The sequence below is a fragment of the Colwellia sp. SU-HH01217 genome, assembly GCF_057543495.1.
In genome coordinates, this window is the sequence record NZ_BAAJLX010000022.1 from 1 (window position 1) to 24,884 (window position 24,884).

24 protein-coding genes are annotated in these 24,884 nt (G+C 33.7%); 13 read left to right on the forward strand and 11 right to left on the reverse strand.

What is annotated here, in order from left to right:
* Positions 1-104 precede the first annotated feature (104 nt).
* From AC27G3_RS17455 to AC27G3_RS17465, 3 genes are all read right to left on the reverse strand, one after another.
* Positions 105-1,313, reverse strand: coding sequence for an IS256 family transposase (locus AC27G3_RS17455; RefSeq protein WP_179808386.1), 1,209 nt, complete (start codon positions 1,311-1,313; stop codon positions 105-107).
* A gap of 121 nt (positions 1,314-1,434) precedes the next feature.
* Positions 1,435-2,463 carry a DNA-binding protein gene (locus tag AC27G3_RS17460; RefSeq protein ID WP_487123809.1) on the reverse strand — a complete coding sequence of 343 codons (1,029 nt, stop codon included), beginning with the start codon at positions 2,461-2,463 and terminating at the stop codon, positions 1,435-1,437.
* 100 nt (positions 2,464-2,563) lie between these two features.
* Positions 2,564-3,091, reverse strand: a complete 528-nt coding sequence (locus tag AC27G3_RS17465) for a hypothetical protein (RefSeq protein WP_487123811.1) — start codon at positions 3,089-3,091, stop codon at positions 2,564-2,566.
* Between the two features lie 122 nt (positions 3,092-3,213).
* Here AC27G3_RS17465 and AC27G3_RS17470 point away from each other — a divergent pair, with 122 nt between their 5' ends.
* Positions 3,214-3,684 carry a hypothetical protein gene (locus tag AC27G3_RS17470; protein ID WP_487123813.1) on the forward strand — a complete coding sequence of 157 codons (471 nt, stop codon included), beginning with the start codon at positions 3,214-3,216 and terminating at the stop codon, positions 3,682-3,684.
* An 82-nt stretch (positions 3,685-3,766) separates the two neighbouring features.
* Positions 3,767-4,189, forward strand: coding sequence for a hypothetical protein (locus AC27G3_RS17475; RefSeq protein ID WP_487123814.1), 423 nt, complete (start codon positions 3,767-3,769; stop codon positions 4,187-4,189).
* A gap of 1 nt (position 4,190) precedes the next feature.
* Here the strand turns inward: AC27G3_RS17475 and AC27G3_RS17480 are convergent, their stop codons facing one another.
* The 3 genes from AC27G3_RS17480 to AC27G3_RS17490 form a co-directional block, all read right to left on the reverse strand.
* Positions 4,191-4,331: a hypothetical protein gene (locus tag AC27G3_RS17480; protein ID WP_353519058.1), complete on the reverse strand. Its 141-nt coding sequence runs from the start codon at positions 4,329-4,331 to the stop codon at positions 4,191-4,193.
* Positions 4,328-5,038 (reverse strand): recombinase family protein, encoded by a 711-nt coding sequence (locus tag AC27G3_RS17485; protein WP_353519057.1) that lies wholly within the window; start codon positions 5,036-5,038, stop codon positions 4,328-4,330. The genes AC27G3_RS17480 and AC27G3_RS17485 overlap by 4 nt, the downstream gene beginning before the upstream one ends.
* 223 nt (positions 5,039-5,261) lie before the next feature.
* The gene (locus AC27G3_RS17490; RefSeq protein WP_487123816.1) at positions 5,262-5,630 is read right to left on the reverse strand and encodes a hypothetical protein; all 369 of its coding nucleotides are present in this window, start codon (positions 5,628-5,630) and stop codon (positions 5,262-5,264) included.
* Positions 5,631-5,825: 195 nt separating this feature from the next.
* Here AC27G3_RS17490 and AC27G3_RS17495 point away from each other — a divergent pair, with 195 nt between their 5' ends.
* The 5 genes from AC27G3_RS17495 to AC27G3_RS17515 all read left to right on the forward strand — a co-directional run bounded on the left by AC27G3_RS17495 (position 5,826) and on the right by AC27G3_RS17515 (position 8,521).
* The gene (locus AC27G3_RS17495; protein ID WP_487123818.1) at positions 5,826-6,341 is read left to right on the forward strand and encodes a lipoprotein; all 516 of its coding nucleotides are present in this window, start codon (positions 5,826-5,828) and stop codon (positions 6,339-6,341) included.
* 69 nt (positions 6,342-6,410) lie between these two features.
* Positions 6,411-7,211 (forward strand): ParA family protein, encoded by an 801-nt coding sequence (locus tag AC27G3_RS17500; RefSeq protein ID WP_487123820.1) that lies wholly within the window; start codon positions 6,411-6,413, stop codon positions 7,209-7,211.
* A gap of 2 nt (positions 7,212-7,213) precedes the next feature.
* Positions 7,214-7,474: a hypothetical protein gene (locus AC27G3_RS17505; protein ID WP_353519078.1), complete on the forward strand. Its 261-nt coding sequence runs from the start codon at positions 7,214-7,216 to the stop codon at positions 7,472-7,474.
* A gap of 146 nt (positions 7,475-7,620) precedes the next feature.
* Positions 7,621-7,917 carry a hypothetical protein gene (locus AC27G3_RS17510; RefSeq protein WP_487123822.1) on the forward strand — a complete coding sequence of 99 codons (297 nt, stop codon included), beginning with the start codon at positions 7,621-7,623 and terminating at the stop codon, positions 7,915-7,917.
* Positions 7,918-7,927: 10 nt separating this feature from the next.
* A complete protein-coding gene (locus AC27G3_RS17515; protein WP_487123824.1) occupies positions 7,928-8,521 on the forward strand; it encodes a hypothetical protein in 594 nt (197 codons plus the stop codon).
* Here AC27G3_RS17515 and AC27G3_RS17520 read toward each other — a convergent pair.
* Positions 8,492-8,740 (reverse strand): hypothetical protein, encoded by a 249-nt coding sequence (locus AC27G3_RS17520; RefSeq protein WP_487123826.1) that lies wholly within the window; start codon positions 8,738-8,740, stop codon positions 8,492-8,494. The genes AC27G3_RS17515 and AC27G3_RS17520 overlap by 30 nt on opposite strands.
* A 320-nt stretch (positions 8,741-9,060) precedes the next feature.
* Between AC27G3_RS17520 and AC27G3_RS17525 the strand changes: the two genes are divergently transcribed.
* Entirely contained in the window at positions 9,061-9,291 is a 231-nt protein-coding gene (locus AC27G3_RS17525; protein WP_487123828.1) for a hypothetical protein, read from the forward strand.
* A gap of 41 nt (positions 9,292-9,332) precedes the next feature.
* Here AC27G3_RS17525 and AC27G3_RS17530 read toward each other — a convergent pair whose 3' ends face one another.
* A complete protein-coding gene (locus tag AC27G3_RS17530; protein WP_487123830.1) occupies positions 9,333-11,909 on the reverse strand; it encodes a hypothetical protein in 2,577 nt (858 codons plus the stop codon).
* 679 nt (positions 11,910-12,588) lie between these two features.
* On the opposite strand from AC27G3_RS17530, the gene AC27G3_RS17535 reads away from it, so the two are divergent.
* Positions 12,589-13,323: a RepB family plasmid replication initiator protein gene (locus AC27G3_RS17535; protein ID WP_487123832.1), complete on the forward strand. Its 735-nt coding sequence runs from the start codon at positions 12,589-12,591 to the stop codon at positions 13,321-13,323.
* Between the two features lie 47 nt (positions 13,324-13,370).
* Here AC27G3_RS17535 and AC27G3_RS17540 read toward each other — a convergent pair whose 3' ends face one another.
* Positions 13,371-13,961 carry a tetratricopeptide repeat protein gene (locus tag AC27G3_RS17540; RefSeq protein ID WP_487123834.1) on the reverse strand — a complete coding sequence of 197 codons (591 nt, stop codon included), beginning with the start codon at positions 13,959-13,961 and terminating at the stop codon, positions 13,371-13,373.
* A gap of 221 nt (positions 13,962-14,182) precedes the next feature.
* Positions 14,183-14,962, reverse strand: a complete 780-nt coding sequence (locus AC27G3_RS17545; RefSeq protein ID WP_487123836.1) for an endonuclease/exonuclease/phosphatase family protein — start codon at positions 14,960-14,962, stop codon at positions 14,183-14,185.
* A gap of 279 nt (positions 14,963-15,241) precedes the next feature.
* Here AC27G3_RS17545 and AC27G3_RS17550 point away from each other — a divergent pair, with 279 nt between their 5' ends.
* From AC27G3_RS17550 to AC27G3_RS17560, 3 genes are read left to right on the forward strand one after another with little or no spacing between them, the layout of a single operon-like run.
* Positions 15,242-17,227, forward strand: coding sequence for a type I restriction-modification system subunit M (locus AC27G3_RS17550; RefSeq protein WP_487123837.1), 1,986 nt, complete (start codon positions 15,242-15,244; stop codon positions 17,225-17,227).
* Positions 17,224-18,564 (forward strand): restriction endonuclease subunit S, encoded by a 1,341-nt coding sequence (locus AC27G3_RS17555; RefSeq protein ID WP_487123839.1) that lies wholly within the window; start codon positions 17,224-17,226, stop codon positions 18,562-18,564. The genes AC27G3_RS17550 and AC27G3_RS17555 overlap by 4 nt, the downstream gene beginning before the upstream one ends.
* Positions 18,564-21,782 (forward strand): type I restriction endonuclease subunit R, encoded by a 3,219-nt coding sequence (locus AC27G3_RS17560; RefSeq protein ID WP_487123841.1) that lies wholly within the window; start codon positions 18,564-18,566, stop codon positions 21,780-21,782. Before AC27G3_RS17555 ends, AC27G3_RS17560 begins: the two co-directional genes overlap by 1 nt.
* Positions 21,783-22,022: 240 nt before the next feature.
* On the opposite strand, the gene AC27G3_RS17565 is transcribed toward AC27G3_RS17560, so the two are convergent.
* A complete protein-coding gene (locus AC27G3_RS17565; protein ID WP_353519063.1) occupies positions 22,023-22,238 on the reverse strand; it encodes a DUF3892 domain-containing protein in 216 nt (71 codons plus the stop codon).
* Positions 22,239-23,025: 787 nt separating this feature from the next.
* Between AC27G3_RS17565 and AC27G3_RS17570 the strand changes: the two genes are divergently transcribed.
* Positions 23,026-24,840: a hypothetical protein gene (locus tag AC27G3_RS17570; protein WP_487123843.1), complete on the forward strand. Its 1,815-nt coding sequence runs from the start codon at positions 23,026-23,028 to the stop codon at positions 24,838-24,840.
* Positions 24,841-24,884 lie beyond the last annotated feature (44 nt).

Below are 24,884 nucleotides of genomic sequence, written 5' to 3' on the forward strand. Positions count from 1 at the left end.
CACAAAATTCCAAATCACTTAATATAAAAATAAAAGAAATTAGATTTAAAGAGTAAAGTTAAATGAGCCTGTAACGGATTCTGTGTAACTGCCCGTTTTACATTTTAAATATGCTTGCTGAGTCGTTCCTCAAATTCAATGATAAAACGACTCATTGCATTTCGCCAGTCTCGAATTGGCATCGTCCATTTTTTCGATGCCTCTTTTATTGCCAAATAAATCATTTTTCTCGCAGAGTCGTCATTTGGAAATATCTTACGCTTTTTAATCGCTCGGCGAATAACGCTGTTGAGTGACTCAATGGCATTCGTTGTATAAATGGCTTTTCGTATTGCCTCCGGATAATTAAATAACGTGTTTAAATTGTCCCAATTCGCACGCCATGACTTTGCTATTTGAGGATATTGATTGTCCCATTTCTCTGCAAATCGCTCCAACTCCAGCAACGCCTCCTCTTCTGTCGACGAGCGGTAAATCAGCTTCAAATCAGCCGTCACGGCTTTATAATCTTTCCATGAGACATATTTCAATGAGTTGCGAACCATATGCACTATACACAATTGAACATGAGTTTGCGGGTAAGCAGTATTAATTGCATCAGGAAATCCCTTCAGGCCATCTACGCACGCGATTAAGATATCTTCAACGCCCCGTTGGCTTAATTCGGTGAGCACGCTCAACCAAAACTTAGCCCCTTCATTTTCTGAAATCCACATGCCAAGCAATTCTTTATGGCCGTCAATATTAATACCTAAAGCAAGGTAAATAGACTTTTTGATAACGCGCTTATCTTGGCGTATTTTTACAACCAGGCAATCCAAATAAACAATAGGATAAATCGCATCCAGGGGGCGAGATTGCCATTCAGTGACCTGCTCCATAACAGCACTGGTAACACGTGACACCAATGTGGGAGAGATATCAGCGCCATACCACTCATGAAAAGCATTCACGATATCGCGTGTGCTCATTCCTTGGGCATACAGCCATAAAATTTTATCATCCATTGAGGTGAATCGAGATTGATGCTTTTTAACAAGCTGCGGCTCAAAAGAGCCTTCACGGTCGCGGGGCGTATCAAGCTCAAACTCACCGTCTTCTGTCTTGATACGCTTACTTGTTTTACCGTTTCGGCTATTACTGCTCGTGGATTTACTGTGTTTTTGATAGCCTAAATGTTCATCCATTTCTGCATTAAGTGCGGCTTCAACGGTTATCTTTTTTAACATCTGACTAAATTGATTTAAATCGTCAGGTGTTTTAATGCTTTTAGCTGCTTCTTTTGCAAACGCTTCAAGTTCTTCTTTATTCATGTTCATCGCCTAATCCTTAAACTCTTGATAGAGTAAATTATGATAGGCATTTACACAAAATTAGTTACATCCTCAGTGTTAAATTAGCGAACACTAGTCAATATTAGTGTTCGCCTTATTGTTACTTTTTCTGATTCTTCTCTAGTTGAGCAATTAACTTCTCATTATTGGCAATTGTACTTTCATGCATATTAATAGCTTTAGCATGATTCTTAGCTTGCTCTTCCAATTCAGTTGTCAGCTTACTATTAATGGTGATTTGTTTAGATGAATTATCTTTTTCTTCAGAAAGCTTCGTATTAACAGCAGAGAGTTCGCTTCTGATAGATTCAATTTCAGACTGAAGCTTACTATTGGCCTTAGATAAATCATCAAGTTGTTTAGTTGCTTTATCTTGCTGTGATTGAAGGTTCTTAATTAAATCTTTATTGCCATCAATTTTAGAATCTTTACCAGCAATATCTTTATTAAGGTTAGCAATGTTTGAATTCAATTCTTTGTTATCTGAAACCAATTGATCGTTTTGGGCCTTAATATCATTAACACGTTCAAGATTGTTTTCTGATTTAAGTTCAGCCTTAGCTAAATTGGTGCGAATTGATTCATTTTGTGTGGTTAGCTTCTTGTTTTCGTCAAGAGCTGCGGCTAGTTGTTGACGGAGTTCTTCAACAATTACTTCATTAGCCTTCTGTTCTTTAGCTAAGTCAGCTTCAAATCCTTTTTTTGTATCAGCTAATTCAGTTTTAAGTTCAGTTATTTGCTTTTCTTGCTGCTCAACAACTGCTTCCTGTTTATAAAATCTATCTTCAGATTTTTTTAGGTCGGCAATAGCGTGATCACATTGTTCGTCAGCAGTTTGGGCTAGATCTTTATAGCGCTGCTCAGCTTCAACGCCAAATCGAGTAATCTCTTCCATGAATGATTTTGTAAATGATGGAGAAAATCCCAATCGGTCATAGAGGGATTGCTGGTTAGCATCAACTTCTTGCTTCCAATTTTTGAAGTATGTATGAATCGTAGATGTGCTACTTACATCCGGCATTTCAGCTAATACAATACGAACACTAAGCTTCTCACCTTTACTATAAAGATCATTGCAAATGTCATTAACTCTTTCTTGCATTGGTTTGCTTGTAGCTGCCTGATTCATCTTAAATTCTCCATTAATACATCTGATTAGTATTATAGTATATTTTCAAGATAAAACAAACGAACAGTAAAATAGAACGAACAGTGTTCGATTGTTCGATTTATTTTTTAATACATGGAGAAATGTTAATTAATTTTGATAAAGCATCATGAGAACCAGATAAATCAATGGAATATGAAGCTGTACTCATTTTGGTAACTTGATATCTGATTTTTAAAGTTTTCCCATTTACCAATTTATCATCAAAACCACAGATATTTTGCTCATTTATGTCTGTATTCTTTCCTACAAGTAATCCGATAGTTTCTGGCTCCCATACGTAAGACGGATATTTAAAATATTTTTGATAGGTATCACTGAATTTCTTATTCATATTAAATGTTTCAGTTTTATCTACCCTTAAATCAACTGACCCATAAGCTTCAAAAAATCCATGATCTTTTTTTGTTAAAAATAGCCAAATAGAATTATCTGGAGTATCAAGGACTTTTATTTCAAGTCTATGGTTTTTATCTTCATAAAAAACTATCTCATGTTTCTCGTCAGTAAATTCATCAATGCTTTCATGATAAGACCAATTGGCCAATGCTTGCGTTGAAAGAAAGAATAATGGGAGTATGAATTTCATATATTTTACCTTTTTAGTTTAGTGTATACAAATGTACACACAAAGTAAATTTAAAATTTTATATGCTCAACAATATTTACCTGCTATTGTATATATGTATTAGCTTGTAAAGGATAATAATAATGCCATATACAATTGAAGATTATGAAGCCGATGCGGAAAAGCTTTTAAAAAATAGGCTTGCTGAATTAAAAGAAAGAGGCTTTGGAACCCCGGTTGAACCAATTTTTAATGAAGGTTCTCCATTTGATCCTTTATATGCAGCTAAATGGTCAGCATTAACAAGAAAACTTAAAGCAGGTTTTCTTATTGGTGAACTCATAACATTTGCGAATGATTATGAATTGGATATGACACCAACATTGGCCATGAGAATTTGTAAAGGCTGGGTTGGTCGTAGTGTATCTAATAGAGAGTTAATTAAAATATTTGGATCTGAAAATAGAGACGCATCCGAGAAAAGTGCAGATTGGCCACGGCTGGATGAGTTGATTGATATTGATAAAGCAAGAATAATGAATGAGTATGATAAGTGCAGTTTTTTATGCAAAGAAGCTAAAGAGCGAGTTTGGAAGAAAATATCAAAGAAATAATATTTGTACCAATATGAACAAAACAAGCTATTAGATATATGTATTAGCTTGTTTTGTTATTCTAATATGGAAATATAAGGTTATGGGTTTAAAATTAGACCAGACATATACAGTCAAATGTCATGACATAATTATCTCTAAATATGGCATAAGAGATGATCAATTATTAATTAAAATTCATACTCATGAAGAGTTGATGATTCATAATGTAAGGTCACAAGAAATAGTAAAGTTGTCAGATGTTCAATCAAGAGGGTTAATATCGGCCCTTAAGAAAGAAGATTTTAAGTTATTCATTAATGAGCTACAAAAAAGATTAAATGATGGTACTTATGAGCAGAAAAAAGATGATGAGATAAAAGAGTTTATTGCAGAGAGTTATAGGCTAGAGCAAATAAAATACTCTCAACCCAATAGTGATAATCATGAAGTTAAAGATCACTCAAACTCATATACTGGATTAACTGATATGGCTATACCTAATACTGAGTTTTGGAATAGGTGATTTAATTCTCTGATTCATCTTGAGCATTTAGTTGTTCCCAAAAAACTTTCCCATCAACTAAGTCATCCTCATCAATATTTTCAAAGCGAGATTTAACTAATTCCATTTTTTGCTTTTCTGTTAGATTTTCTTGTTCTGTCATAAGTTTGACTCCAAATTAATTTGGCTTTTTATAAACGATAATGGTTTTCTAGTGTCTATATTAAATTCTTTCGCTTTATTATGAATTTTATCTCTGGCCTTTAACCACCTAATCATTGTTGCTCTACTGCATTGTAATTCTTTGGCTAAAGCACTTTTGTTTAGATTGTCATTTAATGAGCGAATAATATAATTTTCATGTTCATCTAGTTTGCTCTTAATAAGCAATCCTTCGGGCCTACCATTAGATAATCCTGCATCTTTTCTTCGTACTATTGCAGCTTTAGCGCGTTCAGACCTTTTTACTGCTTCTTGTCTAGCAACGTAACTTCCAGCAACAGTAGTAAATAATACTTCTGCGTTTTCTGCATTTTCTGGTGTTATGCATTGATCAGAGTAAGTTAAATGTAATTCTGCTTGTTTGGCATCTGTTATTTCGTGGATCAGGCCAATAATTGAGAAAGGCTTATTTCTACCTAATCTGCTTATCTCGGTGCAGATAATTTTATCACCTGGCTCTAATTTAGATATTAGATTGGATATTTCTCTTGTAGCTGCTTCCGTTCTACTACCACTAACATGCTCTTCTACCCAATGGTTAATAATTAGACCGTTGTCAGTGGCATAGTTAGATATAGAATTCTCTTGGGTTGAAGAATCCTGTTTGTACTTGTCACTAATGCGAATATAAGCGTAAATTTGAGCCAAAATAACACCTGTATCATCTAGGGTTAATGTTTGTTGTTAAACGATACACTTGTTGTGGTGATCGGTCAATTTTAATGTGTTGCATGTAGGGTTCACTCTAGATGGTTAAAGTAGATATATTTTTATAAATTGATAAGCGATAGGAGCAATCAAAGTAAATGCTAATAATAAAAATATTACTCTTACCAAATATGCTGCAAACTTACGGCCTTTACTATAATTTTTATCCATTAGTAACCTCATACATATCTACACAATAGTTATATATATCTCGATCTATTTTTGTGGGAATTTCTTTTCGTGCGTACATGTATATAGCTTTGCGGCACATTTCTTTAAAATCTAAAAGGTTCCCATGAAACTTAGAAGGGAAAGTATTCAGAAACATATCTGAACCTGAATAATCAAGAAATCTAAGGTATGTAAGCATTAATGCTGCATCACTATTTAATGAATATTCTTTTTTTTCTTTTTTGTATATTGCCAATAAATATTTTGAGTAAGTATTGGATTGTTGCGTCCTAGCACCGTATTTCTCCATGACCATTTCCAATGAAAGTTCACCAAAGAATTGTTTTAGGAATGAAATCATAATTTGCCTTTTTGATTTAAGTGTATACCTTTGTGTGTACAAAATCAATTTTAAACGTTACTATTAATGTGAAATCTCACTTTTCACAAAAATTCACAAGAACTAACTGTTTGTATTTACCTTTGTGTGTACAGTGATAGGTGGTGATACCTTTGTGTATTGAACTCAATAATAAAAATAATAAAGAGAAAGAAAATGAAAAAAATAATTTTGGCTGCTGCTGCAATGGCACTTTTAGCTGGGTGCTCTACAACACCTAGAACTCAACAGGAATATCAAACAGAAATAAATGTTGAACATGACAAATTTAAAGGACTTACCACAGTTTTAACACCAGAGTATTTAATAAGGACAGGTTTTACAGATCGCAATCCAGTAAATGTTAGGTTTAGAGCATTTATAAAAAATGGTTACGTATCAGAATCTCAACTGTACATAAGAAAAGTTGATATGGATTGGCGGTTTTATGATTCCGCTTATGGTGAAGACGGATACAAATTTGGTTTTACAAAAATAGGCAGAGAAGTAGTTAATCAAGGTGTGGTATTAACGCAAGAGACGTTTGGCTTAGATGTGCCAATGGATTATTTAGAAAAAATGAGTAAAAAAGACTGGAAAATAAAAGTCTCTGGGGAAAAAGGAGAAGGTGTATTTACATTACCAGCAGAACTATCAAAAGCTTTCTATAACAAAATGAAAGAAGTTAAATAAACCTTTTACTTATTAGGTTTTTTGTATATTATGTGAATACACATGTATGTACAAAATGGATAATAATAAATGGCTAAAATAGCATGTTTCGCCAATAGCAAAGGTGGTGTAGGTAAAACTACAAGTTGTCTGGCTGTTGGCACCTGTCTAGCAGATTTAGGTTATAAGACCCTTCTTATAGATTTGGATCACCAAGGCAATTTAAGTGACGATGTTGGTCGTGGTGATGAAGACTACACTATTACTGACTTATTCGAAGATCCTAAATTTGATATCAATAAATTAATCTACCCTGCATTAAACAAAGAAAATGAAATAGCTAACCTGGATGTTATCCCGGCTGATATTACATTGGCTACTGAAGCACGAGCTGCTGAACGTTACCGACATAGACTACAGATTTTGTCCGATGGGCTGAAGCCCATTAAGTCTCTATATGATTTCATTCTTATAGACCTTCGCCCTGCAATTGACCTAAGTATCGAAAATGCACTTCTTATTACCGATGTTGTAATTGTTCCCGTTGATATGGATAGAAGGGCCACAAAAGGCATATCTGATTTATTCGAAGTTATCGCGGAAATTAAACGCGATGATAAATTCGATTACATGCTGGTTAAAACTAAGATTGATGCTCGTAACAAAATCATGTTGAAAGCAACAGAAGATAGAATTGCTGATATGAACTTAACAGTTAGTAAAACAGTGATCCGCACTAGCGAAGATTTCAAAAAAGCTACTGAAGAAAAAATGCCTATTTGTTATTACGCAAAAAATTCTAAATCACATCAGGACTACATGAGTTTAACCAATGAAATTTTGGATCATATGAGCATTCCCGGTGAAAGATATAACGTAGAGGTAATCTAACTATGGCTAGAAAAGATAGAGTAGATAGAAAACATACTGGTGTAACAACTGTTGAAGAAAACAAAAACGTTACTACCGGGAAGCGTTTACCGTTACGAATGACCCAACATGAACTCGATGAGCTGGATATTTTAACTGAGAAGGTTCAAGAGTTGATGCCACGAAAAAAAGTTAGTCGTAGTCGTGTTATGAGAGCTTGTGTACATATTCAAGATAGTGCTACTTTGAAAAAAATAGTTAAATCAATTTCAGAGAACACTTAAATAAAGGTATTCGGTTTCTTTGTGTGTTTACAGTTGTACGTACAAATAATACTTGATCGTATTTTTTTATTTTTCATCTCTTGAAATATAATTAATGCATGTTAAGTTGAAATTGTACGCTATTTCGCGTACACTAAAGGGGTGGTATGAGTTTTAAAGCTACAAAGAAGAAAGTATTGGATTGTTTAAAGGGCGGTTTGATACAGCATGAAGATAGAGAAGATATTGATGTAAAAAATTTATTGGAGATAGGGCAGGTAACAACAGTCGATGTATCCAATATCATTGGAAGAAGCAGTGGGAACGAATATTCTCATAGCCCACATCATTTAGATTCGAGTATTGATGTTCACATCATAAAAACTAGGCATTCAGGTAAGAATTGGTACGTAAAGTGGTATTTTGTAGATCCTGATACTGTTTTCATCAGCGTACATAATTAATAGGTGAAATATGAAAATTTTAAAAGTTGGAAATAAGTCGAAGGCAATTTGCCAAGATTGTAAGTCGCTTGTAGGCACGACTTTTAAGCTTCGTAATGTTCCATTTTCAGATGGTAGTGGGATAGTAAAAAACATTCTCGCTGGTGTTTGTGATGAATGTGACAGAGTTGTAGCTATTCCTCACCAGTCAACACCTGCTATTAAGAAGGCACATGAGGCTAAACGTAAACCTATAGAAGTGCGCTTGCCTGCTCATATGATTGATATTCTAAACTTAGCAACAAGTGAAATTGGTGCTGAAACAGACTTTGTGCCTAGCTTGGTTAAATATTACATTCATGCATTATCAATGAATGAAAAGTCTGCATCTAAAATTGCAAATTATCTGAATACTGAGCTTGCTTCAGGTAAATCGGAAAAGCGCTTATCACTTAAGGGTAGAAAAATTTCAGATGAACTGGATTTGCTAAAATCAGTGTCGCATATTGATAACACGACAGATGTGCTGAAAAGCGTTATCTTAAAAATCAATGAAGACCTCCTTGTGAAGAAGAGCGCTAAGCCAATTAAGCAATTACAGGGAATAATGGCAGCAGTCGCCTAATGAAATCCATATTCTCATCAAAACAGGTGTGTTTTTGATGAGAATACCCCCTCTATTCTCATCATTTTTATAGTTTCGGTAAACCTTAAACGGCATTGCCAGTAATCCACCTACTCCAATTTTCCAGCCAATAAGCCTCGCGGTCCACTCAGCCATTAGAAGAATGTTATCTTTATTGGTAAACCATTTTTTTGTGTTCTGTAATGTTAACTTTGTCATATCAGTTCCTTTATTAAATTGTTCTTAGTAATACAAACAGGAATACCTGAGCGAACCGCCAAGAGGTGATATGACTATTTATGTACATTGCACACAAAAAAATATTTTTTGAAAGCAGGGCTTTGTTTTAGGCGTTTTAAGTAAATACAAATGTAGGTACACAATAAAGTAAACGCACCAATAGAATATGATCGCGTGATAGCGCGACTGATTTAAATATTTAGAGTATTGATGCCTGGAGTTATTAAGTTATACTGTTGTTATGTACAGTTTGTTTAGTTGTTAGATAAGCAACCCGATCATCATAAATGGATTAAAAAATGAGCGACTTGAAAGATAAAGTTTATATAGATAATGATATTTGGTTAAAGGTTATTGATCGAGTTGCTCCTTGGTTCAATGATAGGGATGATGCGATCAACTGGTTTTTTTATCAGAACCTTTCTTATTTTGGTGGTGCTACGGCTGAAGAAGTTATGACAGCTAGAAGAGAAAGGGGATATAGGGCTTTATTGGAATATATAGAATTAAAGGAAGAAGGCAAGCTTTGATATTTCCCTCTCCCTTTATAATTTACCTATTAGAAAATCAGTTAATCCATATGAGAAAGTTTATCCATTATTGCCTCTCTATCAGCTAACCCATATGTTTTCATTACTTGAGCCTCTGTATCATTTATCATGGCAGCAACTATTGAATACTCTCCAGGAAATTCATCTAGATGATTCATGGCACATAGATGTCTATTTGCATGAATATTGATTCCGTTAGAATGACTCTCTGGGGTTAATATATTTAATGTGATTTTTGTTTCTTTTTTAAATTTTGGTGCAATTGAAATTTTACTTTTGATGAAGCTTTGTCTTTCTAAGGCTGCGAATATTGAACTTTCTTGTTGAGAGTGGGATATTATTTGAGTGAAAGACATTTTATCATAAGCTCTAGGTTGAGAAACCCATGGAAATAGAGCTGTGACATCTTTAACGTCAAAACTAGAATATGCTTTAATTTCTTCTTCAAGTTTTTCCATGCATATATTTATAGTTTTTGAGCTATCCTCTTCTTTAACTTGTTCAATTATATCAGGTTGTAGCTCTAATACGGCTTTTTTTATAATTGCAGGATCTACTTTTTTTAAAGCTCTATCCAATTGTTTTTTTGTTAGGTTTTTAATAGGAATATCAGGTGTTTTTGCTGAAGATAATGCTATAGCTTTTTTTAAAAAATTAATATCATCAGGTGTTTTAGAATCTAATTTTTCATTTAGATTAGCTATAAAGTATTTAAGTATAGATGATTCAAAAATGCATTTTCCTTTACTTTCAATGAGTATTTTTTTCTGGGCAATAAGATCATCTAGATAGTAATTAGCATGATGTTCCATGAATTCATTAATATAAACCTCTCTTATTTTTAAAAATTGATTGATTGTAGGAGAGAAAGATTCTTTAAGAATAACTCTAATAGGTTTAGTGTTTAACGCTTTAGAGTTTTTTATGTATCTAACCCCTTGACTGTGATCAAGTAAGTTTGGGCCAGACAAAGGAATGTCTATTTCATATCTGTTTTTTAAAGATTTTGAAAAAGAAGGCAAAGAATGAATATTGTCTTCTTTTGATTCGAAAAAATTTAATGTTGCCCAATTTGAAACACGCGGACAAACTAAAAATGATGTTTCAAGTATCATTGCAGTCATAGCTTGCTCATATGCATTAGTAATGAATGTAGAAGATTTCATTAGAAGTCTTTCTCTGTATGAATCTTGTACACTGTTCGATCTTGATTTTTTAAGGAAAAACAATCCCTCCAGATAATTTGATTCTGAGCGTTCAATAAGGTTTTTATTCATATCAGCAAATAACTGTCTTCTTTCCCCTAGCTCCATTTTTAGAATTTTTTTTACGTTTAATTTGCGCCCCACAGTTTCTTTGGCAACATTGGCTTTTAATTCTCTTATCTCGCTTGACCATACAGGTATTTCTATTTGTAAGTAATCAAGCTCAGCAAAATATTCTTCGGTACATCTATCTCCTTTGTTACCTGCCAGTCGTAAGAATCCTCTGGATGAAGTAGTGGCTTTAATTAAGTGCAATAAACTATCAAATACAACATATCCAATTCCAGCAGTGCGGATAACCCACAACTTCATTCTTTCAAGCAATTTAGAGTCAGTGAGATGAGATAAAGAAACATCTTTTTGTGCTATTTTTTCTACGGATACGCAATAATGACAAAATGCTTTTAACTGAGAATTAAATCTTTGAAGATTAGAATTTCTGCCATTATTTCCAGGGGTCCATCTACCTTCTTTTCCTTTGGAATTTAGCTCTCTTATTGTGGAGTCGCCAAAAGTATATTTATTGCCTGTCTCTAAAGGATATTTAATTTCAGGCTTTTCTCCGTAGATTTTATAGTTACTGTATTGTTGGTAAAATTGATAAAACTCAGGATTTAAGTTTTTTACTACATAAAAATTTTTTTTATTTTTTGTTTTTTTATTGCTGCTATTTGCACCTTCTTTATTAGTAAGATTTTGAGATTTTTCTATTAATATATCTATAGGTAAATTCAATACTTTTTCTATGCTTCTGAGTCTAGCACCTGGTACTTTTGTTGTAGGGTTACGTTCACCAGTAAACCATTTTTTTATAACGGATACTGAATTGTTTCGTTGAATTCTGTTATCAATATTATCAATATTCCATGAATTAGGATCTAACTGATAAGCTTCTCTGACAATAAGTGAACATATGTCTGTTATCGTTGTGATACCTTCTTTTATATTGGTTCTATTTGTCTTTGGAATAGTTCCAAGATATATATCACATTCAAATTTTAATTTGGCTGCTTTAAGAAGTAATTCCGAAACAGAAAGGTTATCGTAATCAATATCAGTTATTTCAATATAGTACTCAGATAATCGTCTAACTTTAGAAAGAGGTCCTCTGGTATCAGAATTCCCTTTTTTTGTTATAGCATCTTTGTACTTTTTAAGTGTATCTTCTACGTTGACCGTTAGATCATCTTTTAGCGTGTAATCAGAAGTAAGCTCGTACTTCATCAAGTTATTTAATGCAGTTCTTAAGTGGGTATAATGAGATTTATCTCTTGCTTCTACTGAGTTTTCAATTTTGTTTTTTATATTCTCAAGAAATTTTCCAACACTCATAATTTAGCCGCCCACAAAAAGTAATTACTATATATTATAGTATAGTAGTATGTTTTTTTAAAGTATTCACTTTATTAGTATTTGTTAATATTTAACTTGTTGTTAGTAATAGGTTTTTATTTGTAGTAAGTTTTTTAAATGACTATAAAAACAAGGAAAAAAAATTGACAAAATAATATATTTGCTACTTTTACTACGTTTTATTTTGGTTTTTGTTTGTGTAGTAAGTTTTGTTTATTTATTCTATATTTTTCAGTGGTTTATTTTTCTTTTGAATTGTGTGTGAGCATTATCAAGGGCAAGCATAAATAAGGATCGTTGTAATTTGCATGGTTTTTATACTAGTTCGTTAATATAACGTAGTAAAAAATATTTTTGTATAAAAACAAAGTGTTATGGTGTTTTATTAGAGGTTTAGTATATTTTATTTTTTGATTTTCTTTGTTTTTTACAACGTTTTTACCGTCATATTTTACTTGCCACTTTAAATTTTACTGATATATAAATTAGAAAAAATCTAATTGATAGTTTATAAATTAAATTTAATTATTAGTGTGCTCATTTGTATGTACAAAACATCATAGTATAAAAAACTATTCACTTGTTGAAAATTAATTTATTGATCAACCTGTAATTAATAACTATCATCTATTACATTGATTCTATCATTGTAATAATTATGAGTAACACTAAAGCTAAAAACCAGCTTAAAAAGAGAGAAGTCAGACAGAGTGTTGCCTTAACAGAAGCTACTTATGACTTATCTCGTGATGAACGTAGAATCATTTATCTTGTTGCCGTTCAATGTGCAGAAAATAATGTACCGGGACAAGGAAGTTTTGATATAACTGACTATGAAATAAAAGTTGGAGATTATCAGAAAATATTTGGAATGGAACTCAACGAGGCTTCTCGTGATCTTCGTGGTGCAATTAAATCTATTTATGATAAAAGCGTTATCATCCATGACTTAGATGAAAGCACAGTCAATGAGAAATCGATAGAAGAGTTTCGCTGGATCATCGGAAAGAAAAGCCTTCCTAAGCGCGGTAGCTGGCAAATCACACTTAACCCTCTTGTTGTTCCCCACCTAACAAGTCTTGCCAATAGCATTAAGTATCCAATACAACAGATAGTAGGGCTAAAGAACAACTATCAGTATCGGTTATACGATCTGTTCATGGCTGAACTAGAAGATAATAATAAAGGAAATAGAACAATAGATGTAGAATGGCTTAGAGCAGCATTTTGCCTAGGAAAAAGCTATGATCTCTACGCAAATATCAAAAAGAGAATCATGGAACCAGCTATTATTGAAATCAATAAAAATACCCCGTTAAGAGTAAAATACACTGAAAATAAAAAAGGTAAAAAAGTGATTTCTTGGACGTTTAAGTACTCATTTAAGGGCTAATTATTACAAATCGCCCTAGTAGTTAAGTGTTGTTATTAAATTATTTCTTACCTTTTATTAAGCTTACTTAAATGGATTTTATTAAATATATTTTTGGCTCTCCCTTGTAGCTCTAGTATTTTTTCATTACTAAATAGCTTAGATAAACTATCTCTTTTCTTTAGATCTTTTGTTTGATTATTAATTGTTGATGATATTGAATACCAAATATATGCATCTTGAAAGCTTTCGGTAGTTCCTTGGCCTGTTTCGTTTAATTCAGCGTATATTGATGCCGATAATTTACAGCCATCATAAGCAGCCTCTTTAATCCAATGACAGCCTACAATGTCATTACGTTTTACATATTGACCCCTTAAAATCATCAATCCTAGGTTTCGCTTACCAATAATAAATCCATTAAATGCTAACTTTACATATAGACCATGTGCTTTTTCAAGGTTTTGATTGACTCCATAGCCATGAAGATAAATGTTTGCTAATAACATTTCTGCTCTTTCTATAACGAATGCATCATTTTCTTCAATTGTGAAGTTATCAAGATCATTAGCTAATATCTCTGAGGCAAAAGCAAAAGCTTCTTTATAATCTTCATTATCGATAGCTTTCTCTGCCGAATTAATTAATTCTAAATTCATAGGTACTCTCTTTTTTATTATTATAATTATGAAGATTAAATCATAAATAAGTTCTTTTGTATATACCTATGTGTGTACAAGTGTGTCTTTTGCGCCTTGTTTTGTATGTGCATACTTGATTTTATTTATTATTTAAAAGGTTTTAAGTTTAGTTAATTAAGTTACTTACATGAAGATGGTGTAATAAGTTATATTTAGCGTGCTTTATTGGGTTTAATGCTCTATTTATTGAGATGTGCTATCACGGCTCTGTGATCACTTATTGCTCCCAAATCAAAAGACTTAAAAGTAGCACCTGGTTTAAGTGAGTCAGAAACAAGAATATGGTCTATGAGCATTTTCTTGTTCTGATATGTATAACTGTATTCTTTATCGTTAATGACATTTAATCCAGATTGAACTAAAAGGTTTAATGTTGTTGAATCGGGAGTATCGTTTAAATCCCCCATAACGATGTTATGTCCAGTTTTACCATCTAGGTGCTTAACAATGGCGTTAGCTTGGGCAGCTCTCTTTTTATCGTTGTTACTTCGCTTTGAAATTAAATGAGCAACTACAACATTGTACGTTTCTGAATCTTTTTTGAGTTTTACAGCTAAGGCTTTAGATGGGACTTTTTTGGTGCCATTGTAGTTGCCTTTAATACCTTTAAAGTTATTTGGTTCACCAATAACATCATATCGAGTGATGATAGCTACATCTTGGCCAGTGAAGTTATCGCGACCTTTTTTAAATACCAATTTGTATTCTTTAGGTAAGTATTTAAGGATTTGCTTAGCAACGTTCTCACCTTCAATTTCTGTTAAGCCAACAATGTCAGCATCGTTATACATAATGTGTAACGCAATCGCATTTGCTTCTAGCTGCACATACTTTTCTGAAGGTGGATTGCCAACAGCGCCTAATGCTATTTGCCCATCATGCGGTAATTTAGAATCCCAAAAGAACTCAGTATTAATAGCCAACACAACCGTAGCAAATGAAGGCAGTGAAACTGCCAATGTAATAAATAGTAATATTAGTCTTAAAATCATTAGCGATGAGTTTTATATGTGAGAGTATAAACAATAGATTATGAGTAAAACAAAATTAACTCAAGACAAATTATATTTAGTTATTGGATAGTTAAGTTAAATTCCTTACTGATTATTACAATATGAATTATACTGTTTTGTACACACAAATGTATTTACAATGCATCACCTGTGTTGTAGTATATATTAAACTACGTTATTACTTGCTCTCAGCATTGATAGCTACAAAAATTAAAAGGGTTAAAAATGAGCGAAGAATTAAAAACAAATGAAGTATCGAATCTATCAAGTTTTATTTGGAAGATAGCTGACAGTTTATGGGGTGATTTTACTCACTCTGATTTTGATAGAATTATAATGCCTCTCTTACTTCTTCGTAGGCTGGAATGTGTATTAGAAAAAACAAAAGATGATGTAGTAAAGGAATATGAAGCCGAAAAAGATTCAGATATGGATCTAGACCGTATGCTTCGATATGTATCTGGCTTTCCATTTTATAATACCAGCCAATACACATTAGAGTCGCTAGGCAGTACTAATACAAAAGAGAATTTAGAAAACTACATTAGCCAATTCTCTGCTAATGTTCGTAAAATATTTGAAGAGTTTGGTTTTTATAACACAATATCTGAATTAGAAAATGCCAAGCTTCTGTATTTCATCGTAAGTAAATTTTCAAATATTGACCTTCATCCCGATGTTGTTTCAGATCGCGTCATGTCCAATACCTATGAGCAGCTTGTTCGTGATTTTGCTGCTTCTGTAAACCAAAAAGCCGGGGAGTTCATGAGTCCTCGCGATGCAGTTCATTTGGCAACCTCTTTGGTAATTGCTCCAGATGAAGAATTATTTAATGAAACTGGTGTTATTAGAACTCTGTATGACCCAACGATGGGTACAGGTGGCTTCCTATTTGATGCCATTTCTGAAATAAAAGGCTTTAGTAATACAGTAAAGGTTGTTCCGTATGGTCAAGAGTTAAACCCTAAAACTCATGCTATGGCCTTAACATCGATGATGTTCCAAGGATTTGAAACTGAGAATTTAAAGCAAGGAAACACCCTTTCAGACGATAAATTGTCTACCAAAAAGTTTCACTATTGTCTAAGTAATCCACCCTTCGGGATTAAATGGGAAAAAGATAAGAAACTTGTATTGGATGAGCATAAGGCTTTAGGTTATGCAGGGCGCTTTGGTCCCGGCTTACCTCGTGTTAGCGATGGATCAATGCTATTCCTTATGCACCTTGTTGATAAAATGGAGTCACCTGAAAATGGTGGTGGTCGTGTTGGAATTATTCTTTCAGGTTCTCCATTATTTACTGGTGATGCAGGTTCTGGAGAATCAGAAATTAGACGGTGGTTATTAGAGAGTGATTATGTTGAAGGTATTTTGGCCTTACCTACAGATATGTTTTTTAACACTGGTATCGGTACTTACATTTGGATTCTCACCAATAAAAAATCAGCAGAACGCAAAGGTACTGTTCAATTAGTTAATTTAGCTGATGAATGGACGCAAATGCGTAAATCTGAAGGTAGTAAGCGTAAGTTTATTTCTCAAGATCAAATAACTCAAATCGTTCAAGAATACGATGAATATGTTGATTCTAAGCGCACGAAAATATTTAAAAACACTGATTTTGCTTATCGTAAAGTAGCTATCAAGCGTCCTTTACGAGCTGTTATTGAAATCGATAATGAAAAAGTTGCTGCGTTAAGTGATGTAAAAGCATTTGCTAAGTTAACGAGTGAACAGCAATCAGCTTGGATTGATTTTATTAAAGATAACGTTGGTCAGCATGAGTATGAATTTTTTATAAATGCTGCCAAAGCTCATAACAATCAAGGTGATTTTGGTAAAGTAGGTGCTCCACTAGGTAAAACCTTAACAGCTCATTTCATGGAAAGAAATGAAGATGCTCCTATCGTTACAGATGCTAAAGGTAATGCCATTGCTGATACTACGTTAAACGATAATGAAACCGTACCTTACGGTGAGAGTGTTGAAGATTATTTAGCGCGTGAAGTAACACCGCATGTTCCAGATGCCTTTATTGATTATTCGGTACGTGATGAAAAAGATGGTGAAGTAGGTCTTGTTGGATATGAAATTAATTTTAACCGTTACTTCTATGAGTATGTTCCACCTCGCTCATTAATTGATATTGATACTGATTTGAAAGCAAGTGAATCTCGTATTCAGGCATTACTTCAAGAGGTGGCCGAATGATGAAAGCTTATCCTGAATATAAAGAGTCTGGTGTTGAGTGGATTGGAGAAATCCCTTCTCATTGGAATTTGGTTCCATTAAGAAGCGTTCTGTCGTTTCGCAACGAAAAAAATGACCCTGTAAAAACAGAGCAAGTATTATCCTTATCGATAGCACATGGTGTGACTCAATACTCAGATGAAGTAAAAAGCGGAAACAAGAGAAAGGACGATCTAACAGCTTATAAGATAGCTAGACCTGATGATATTGTTATGAATAGCATGAACATAATTGTTGGCGCGGTAGGAATATCGAAGTATTTTGGTGCAATAAGCCCAGTTTACTATGCATTGTATTTAGCTGATAAGAATTCAAAAATAGAATATTACGGATCTATCTTTGAACATAGTGGCTTCCAAAAAAGCTTATTAAAATTTGGAAAAGGAATTTTAATAAAGAAGAGTGATTCTGGAAAACTTAATACAATCAGAATGAAAGTTTCAATTGATGATTTAAAGACATTGTATTTTCCACTTCCTCCTACTGATGAGCAAGAAAAAATAGTTAATTTATTAAGTATTGAAACTATACGCATCGACAACCTCATCTCTGAAAAACAAAACTTCATCAAGTTACTTTCAGAAAAGCGCCAAGCGTTGATTAGTCACGTTGTGACCAAAGGATTGAATCCAAATATCCCGATGAAAGACTCTGGAGTTGAGTGGATTGGGGAGATACCTGAAAGCTGGACTTGTAACAGGTTAAAACAAAATCTTGCTGAAGCAATGATGTATGGTGCAAATGAAGCTGCATTAGACTCAAACTTATCTCACCCTCGTTACATTAGAATCACTGATATGATGAACAATGGTGAATTGAAAAAAGATAGTTATAAATCTCTAGCACCTGATGTGGCTAAACCTTATTTATTGAATGATGGTGATGTATTATTAGCTCGAAGCGGAGCAACAGTCGGCAAAGCTTTTATATATAGAGAAAAGTTTGGTGAAAGCTGTTTTGCGGGTTATTTGATTAAGGCTTCTGTGAATAGGGCTAAACTAGTACCACAATTTCTTTATTACATAACACAGTCAAGTTTCTACTGGGATTACATTGGTAATTCACAAATCACAGCAACAATTCAAAATGTTAGTGCAGAGAAATATGGGAATATGTACTTGCCTATTCCAGAGATTTCTGAGCAAAAAGATATTGTTGGATACCTTGATTCACAACTAGATAAATTTAAGTTATTAGAGCAGGAAACGAATAGTTCTATAAAGCTATTAAAAGAACACCGCACAGCCTTAATCAGCGCAGCAGTAACAGGGAAAATTGACGTAAGGGAGGTAGCGTAATGGCTGTTCATCATGAAGTACACTTAGAAGAATACGTAGTTAAAAAGCTAGTCGAAAATGGCTGGGTGGAAGGAAAAGCTGATAAATACGATAAGCAGCGTTGTTTATATCCTGAAGATACTATTGCCTGGATTAAATCTACTCAATCTGATGTGTTTGATAAGCTTGAAAAGCATAATGGTGATGATACTGAGCGTGTCATTCTTAATAGATTGGAGAAAGAGTTGTCCGCAAAATCAGGCGGTACAATGGCGATTATTCGTAATGGCTTTAAGATCACTGGTGCTGGTAATATCATCATGAGTAAAAAAGCTCCTGAAGATGATCGAAATCCAGAAGAAGTCAGAAAGTATAAGTCGAATATTTTGAGGGTCGTAAGACAACTAAAATATAATCCATCAAGAGAGTTTTCTATTGATTTAGTTTTCTTTATTAATGGCATCCCTGTATCAACAGTAGAGCTAAAAACAGATTTTACCCAATCAATTGAAGATGCTGTTGAGCAGTATAAAAAAGATAGAAAGCCAGTACAGCATGGCAGAAAAGAGCCACTGTTAACCGTTAAACGCGGAGCTGTTGTTCATTTTGCGATGTCAGATAGTCAGATTCAAATGGCTACTGAATTAAAAGGTGATTCAACTTACTTCTTGCCATTTAATCAGGGTAACGATGGCACAGTACCAAATAAAAAAGTTTCTGAAAATGTCGGCAAAAATGGCGAATACCCGGTGGCTTATTTTTGGGAAGAAGTTTGTCAATGGGATAGTTGGTTAAGAATTTTCCATAGTTTTGTTTACACTGAGACATCAGATAAGACAGATAAATTTGGTAAACCTTATAAAGCTAAAACCCTTATATTTCCAAGGTATCATCAGTTTAGAGCCGTAAATAAAATGATAACTGATGCTAAAGAGAAAGGTCCAGGGCAACAGTATCTTTGTGAGCATAGTGCTGGTTCAGGTAAAACGAGTACCATTGCATGGACAGCTCATGACTTAACTAAGCTTCGCTATGAAAATGGCAAATCTTATTTTAACTCTGTCATTATCGTAACTGATAGAACGGTATTAGATTCTCAATTACAAGATGCTGTTCAGCAACTCGATCATCAATATGGCATGATAAAAGCCATCGATAGAGAACAAAGCAGTAAGCCGAAAAGCACTCAATTAGCTGATGCATTAAAATCAGGTGTTCCGATCATTGTTGTTACAATTCAAACATTCCCATATGCAATGGAAGCAATATTAACGGAAAAATCTCTAAAAGAGAGTAACTTCGCTGTTATTATTGATGAGGCTCACACATCTCAAACAGGTAGTACAGCTCAAGGGCTTCGTGCTGCATTGTCATTAGATTCTAAAGATAAATTAGAAGATATGTCAGTTGAAGAGCTTCTATTGGAAATTCAAAAATCACGCATTAAACCTAATAATGTTAGTCACTTTGCTTTTACCGCAACACCTAAACATAACACGATGACATTATTTGGTAGATTGGAGGATGAAAGCTTACCTCCATCAAAAGATAACCCTCCAGTTTCCTTTGATAAGTATACGCAAAGACAAGCCATCGAAGAAGGCTTTATCTTGGATGTACTTAAAAATTACATTAGCTATAAAACCGCCTATCAAATTGGCGATAAATTTATAGAGAATAATAAAAAGGTTGACTCTAAGGAAGCAAAAAGAGCTATAGCTGAGTGGAAAAGTCTTCATGCGACCAGTATTACCAATAAGGTAAAAATTATCATGGAGCACTTCAGAAAGAATGTTGAAGGACTTCTTGATGGTGAGGCTAAAGCTATGGTAGTTACAAGCCGTAGAAACGTAGCAGTAAAGTATAAGATAGCCTTTGATAGATATATTGAAGAAAACAATCTTCACGGTGTTAAATCGTTAGTTGCGTTTTCAGGTAAGGTGCTTGGAAAGGATTGTGGTAAAAGCGATGAATTTAATATCGATCCTGAGACAGAATATACTGAGAACAATCTTAATCCTGGGCTTGGTAATCAAGATTTAAGACATGTATTCGATAAGCAAGAATTCAAAGTAATGATTGTAGCCAATAAGTTTCAAACAGGCTTTAACCAGCCTAAATTGGTAGCAATGTACATTGATAAGAAAATTGGTGATGTGGATGCAGTTCAAACATTGTCACGATTAAATAGAACGTATCCCGGTAAAGACACTACATTTGTTTTGGATTTTGCGAATGCCCCTAAAGATATTCTAAGTGCATTTCAGAAGTATGATGAAGGGGCTTCACTAGAAGATGTTCAAGATCTTGATGTTGTTTATGACAGTAAAAATGTCTTAGATGAAATGCATATATATAACACTCAAGACTTAGAAAAATTTAAGAATGTTAATGCATTAACGTTACTTAAAGGCAAAAAAGATGGGCAGGCCAAACAAGAAGAACTTCATCGAAAGCTTTATGATGCTACTCAAAGACCTACTGATTTGTATAACGCAAAGCTTAAAAGGTTGGTTGAGGAAATAAAATCTTGGGATGAATCTATAGTTAAAGCTGAAAAATCAGGTGATGAGAAAGCAAAAGAAGTTGCTGAAGCTCGTAGAGAAGAACTGTCAATCAGCTTAGAAGAATTAAAGGGATTTAAATCAGGATTAAGTCGCTTTGTTAAAACTTACACTTATATAGCACAGCTAATTGAGCTTGGAGATCCAGAGCTGGAAAACTTCGCTGCCTTTGCTAAGTTATTATCGAAAAGATTAGATGGAGTACCAGTTGAGAGAATTGACTTATCAGGCTTAATTTTAAGTGGCTATGCCATTACAGAAAATGATGAGCAGATTGAAATTGATGATGATCCAGATAAATTAAAACCTATGACAGCGGGTGGGTTAAGCCCAGCAGAAAGAGAACAAGCTTTTTTAGAGGAAATATTAAAGCAGATTAATGAATTGTTCCTTGAGTTAGGTGATGATAATGCTCGCAAAGTATTCTTTTATGAAAACTTAGAAATAATTAAAGGAAATGAACTGGTTTCCGATCAAATCCTTAAAAATACTAAAGAACAAGCAATGGCTGGTGATCTAAGAGATTTAGTGGAAGATAACTTAATGAAATCTAGAGGCTTCAGAGACAAAATGACCAAGGTGTTATTGAGTGATGAACAGGCCATGAAATCGCTATTAGGACTACTGATTGATGGCCATAAGAATGATATGGCTAGTAAGATGAGTGGACTTTAAAGAAACTATTATTACAAATTACCCTAGTTATTCATTTTTGGATAATTAGGGTGTAGTGCAATATGTAAAACAAGCTAATATATATATGTATTAGCTTGTTTTTTTATTTATATACTAGTTTACTATTACAATTTGCCCTAGTTAATATTTATATTAACTATTACAATTAACCCTAGTTTTTAATTGGTTTTTAAAATATAAAAAGGGGCATAACCCCCTTTAAGCACAATATATATTTAACTAATCGTCAATATTATCTGGTTTATTGTGATTAGGATTGTTCCTAGCATACTCAACACCATCCACCTTAACTACATGCGTATCAGGGTGTTTACCTTGTTTCACCTCTTTTACCATTTTAGAGCGAGAAACATTACCTCTTCCTTTTATCGTGTACGATTTATTACTTCCGTTCTTACCGTCTGCATTGCCATTAATACTGGAGCCTTTAGCCATTTTTTGTACCTCAAATTGAATTTTAATTAGTCGTGCTAAGAAATTGCAGTGCAACCTACAACTCACCTCCTTACCACACCATTATTATATCATGTTTATTCATACAGTACTCATAGAGAGTGATGGCTATTTATACTTAAATTTAATTCCTGTGAAATTGTACGTAATCGAACAATTGTGTACATACAAAGGTGTGTACTTTGATTTGTTTTTATTAAATAAGGTTATTAAAAAACACTTATAAAACAATATGGTACTCATTGTGTGTGGAAACTAGGGTGATTTGTAATAATAGCAACTTTAACTAGGGCGAATTGTAATAGTTAGGGTTATTTGCTTGATCTCTATGGTGCTTTCATATAAAGATCCATAAATGATCAATATTGCGATCAGAAGAATAAATAATAAAAGGTAAGTTTATAAGAAAAATATCAAAGAATAGATAGCAAAAAACCGAAGCGCCAACTTCGGTTTTTCTGGGAGTCTAGAGAAAAAATCCCAGACAAAACAACTTTTGCATTTCGACAGTGCAAATCCATATTAGCTCGAAATAATTATGATTTCAAGCTACAGGCGTTGTTTTGTCTTAAATTCTCTCAAATATCCCCAAAGCACATAGTGCTGCCTAGGCCATCAAGGTATCAGTAAATCTGATAATTAATTTCTTCGATATTTCTATGTTAATTAATATGGGGATATTTGTGCTAAAAGCATTTTTAAAGGTTAGATGTATCTAAATACATCTTTGGGTGATAGCACCCGGTGCCTAAGTGTAGAACATAGAACAATGAATCAGGTGAAGAGAACTTCACTTGAGTTTGATTCGTGGCTACCAGCTTTGTATACAGAAATAGATACAAGTGAATTCTGTGATCTCTTAGGGATCGGCAGCGAACTTTATCATCGTCAATTAAATCATAAGTCATTTGACCATGATGAAAGTGGAAAGCTTGTTGATCCGGCTTTAATTGGAAATCCTGCTGTTAATACAAGTAAAAAACTCACCTCTGTTGATGCATATATGAATAAGCATCAGAACACTGAAATATACTTTTCAGTGAATGAAATTCAAGATTGGCGACAAAATAACTCAACTCGTGCATGGAGAGTCATGCACACAGAGGTTGATGTTAAATACAAAAAAACTCCAGAGCGTGCTACTGAAGTTTTGGAACAAGTGCTTCAATCAATAGAAGACTCACCATTACCTTACCCTTCAGTTGTTGTTTCAAGTGGATCTGGTGGTTGGCATTTATATTGGTTGGTAGCTGAAGATAATCGTTTATATCGTCATCCTTCAGATAATAGATTGGGTGGTACTGCGCTTATAGATGATATGCGTGATGCTCAAAAAATGTTGTACGAAACACTAGAACATTTCCGGGCTAGATGGGATAACAAGCAGCAGAAAATGTCCAAGCGTCTTAGTAACTGGAAAATTGATGAAGTACCAACAAAAATCATTAGTCAGCCAATGCGCTTACCTGGTTCATTTCGAACAATCAATAATGAGCAAGTCCAATGTCGTGCCTTTGCTTTGTCGGAGCCAAAACCATTTAAATCTTCTGTTATTGCTAAAGACATAAAGCATGATGTTTTTGAATGGTTCGACAAAAAAATATTAACTAAGCCAGTTGTAAATGACTATTGGACCATTGCTCCATTTTCACAGTGGATGAAGTTCAACCCTCGATGTTCTAAGCCTGTAGACAATATCGCCATTGATGAAATAATTAATAAAAAGCGACAAGTTAATAAGCACAACGCTAAGAAAAAAAGTGTGGCTACAGTAAGTAAAATTAAATCAAATCCTAATATAAATGTTCCTGGTAATCGTGCTGGTATAGTAACGCCATTACGTCCATCAAGAGTTCAAGCTCATATAGATACTGTTAAATTAATTAGGCAAAAACTTTATAGTTCTACGGCTACAAAAGGCACTAGAGATTTATTGTGCTTTCATCTATTTAATAGTTTTCATATATCATATGGATGCCCTAAATTAGCGCTTAACGCTGTTTTGGAGCTTAGGGATAATATTGGCTTAACTATCGATCAGATAAAAAGCTACACATCTACAGCTCGTGTTAAGCGATATTATTACGCTGCATTTAATTTGAATTCGATATTGAACAGCATAGGTATCGATACATCGAACAGTGAGGCATTATCTAATGCTAAGCCACCAATGCATAAAGAAGTCGCATCTGGTGAAGAACTATCAGCATTACGAGCGGCTGCGGCTAATCGCTCACATAAGAGTAGAACAGACAACACAGTTAAGAAGGTTGTCGATATTGTTATGCATATTCATAAGAAGCTTAATGTAGCCCTGGAGGACATCACAGGTTATCAGGTAAGCAAGTGTACAGATGGGCTTAATAATGTATCAAAGACTACTGCCTATAAGTATATTGATAAGGCTATTAGTTTGGTTCGTAACTTGGGGAATAAGAAGGTTGTTAATGGTTTAGTTAGCAAATCTACTATAGCGCGCCCCCCTAGCTTTAATCCTTTAAGTAATAAAATATCTAATCTTAATGGTAAATTTCTAGATCTATTCACTAATGATGAGTCTAAACAATATGAAATACCTATATAGTTCATAATAAATTGTCATATTTTGATGAAAATGGTGATGCTACG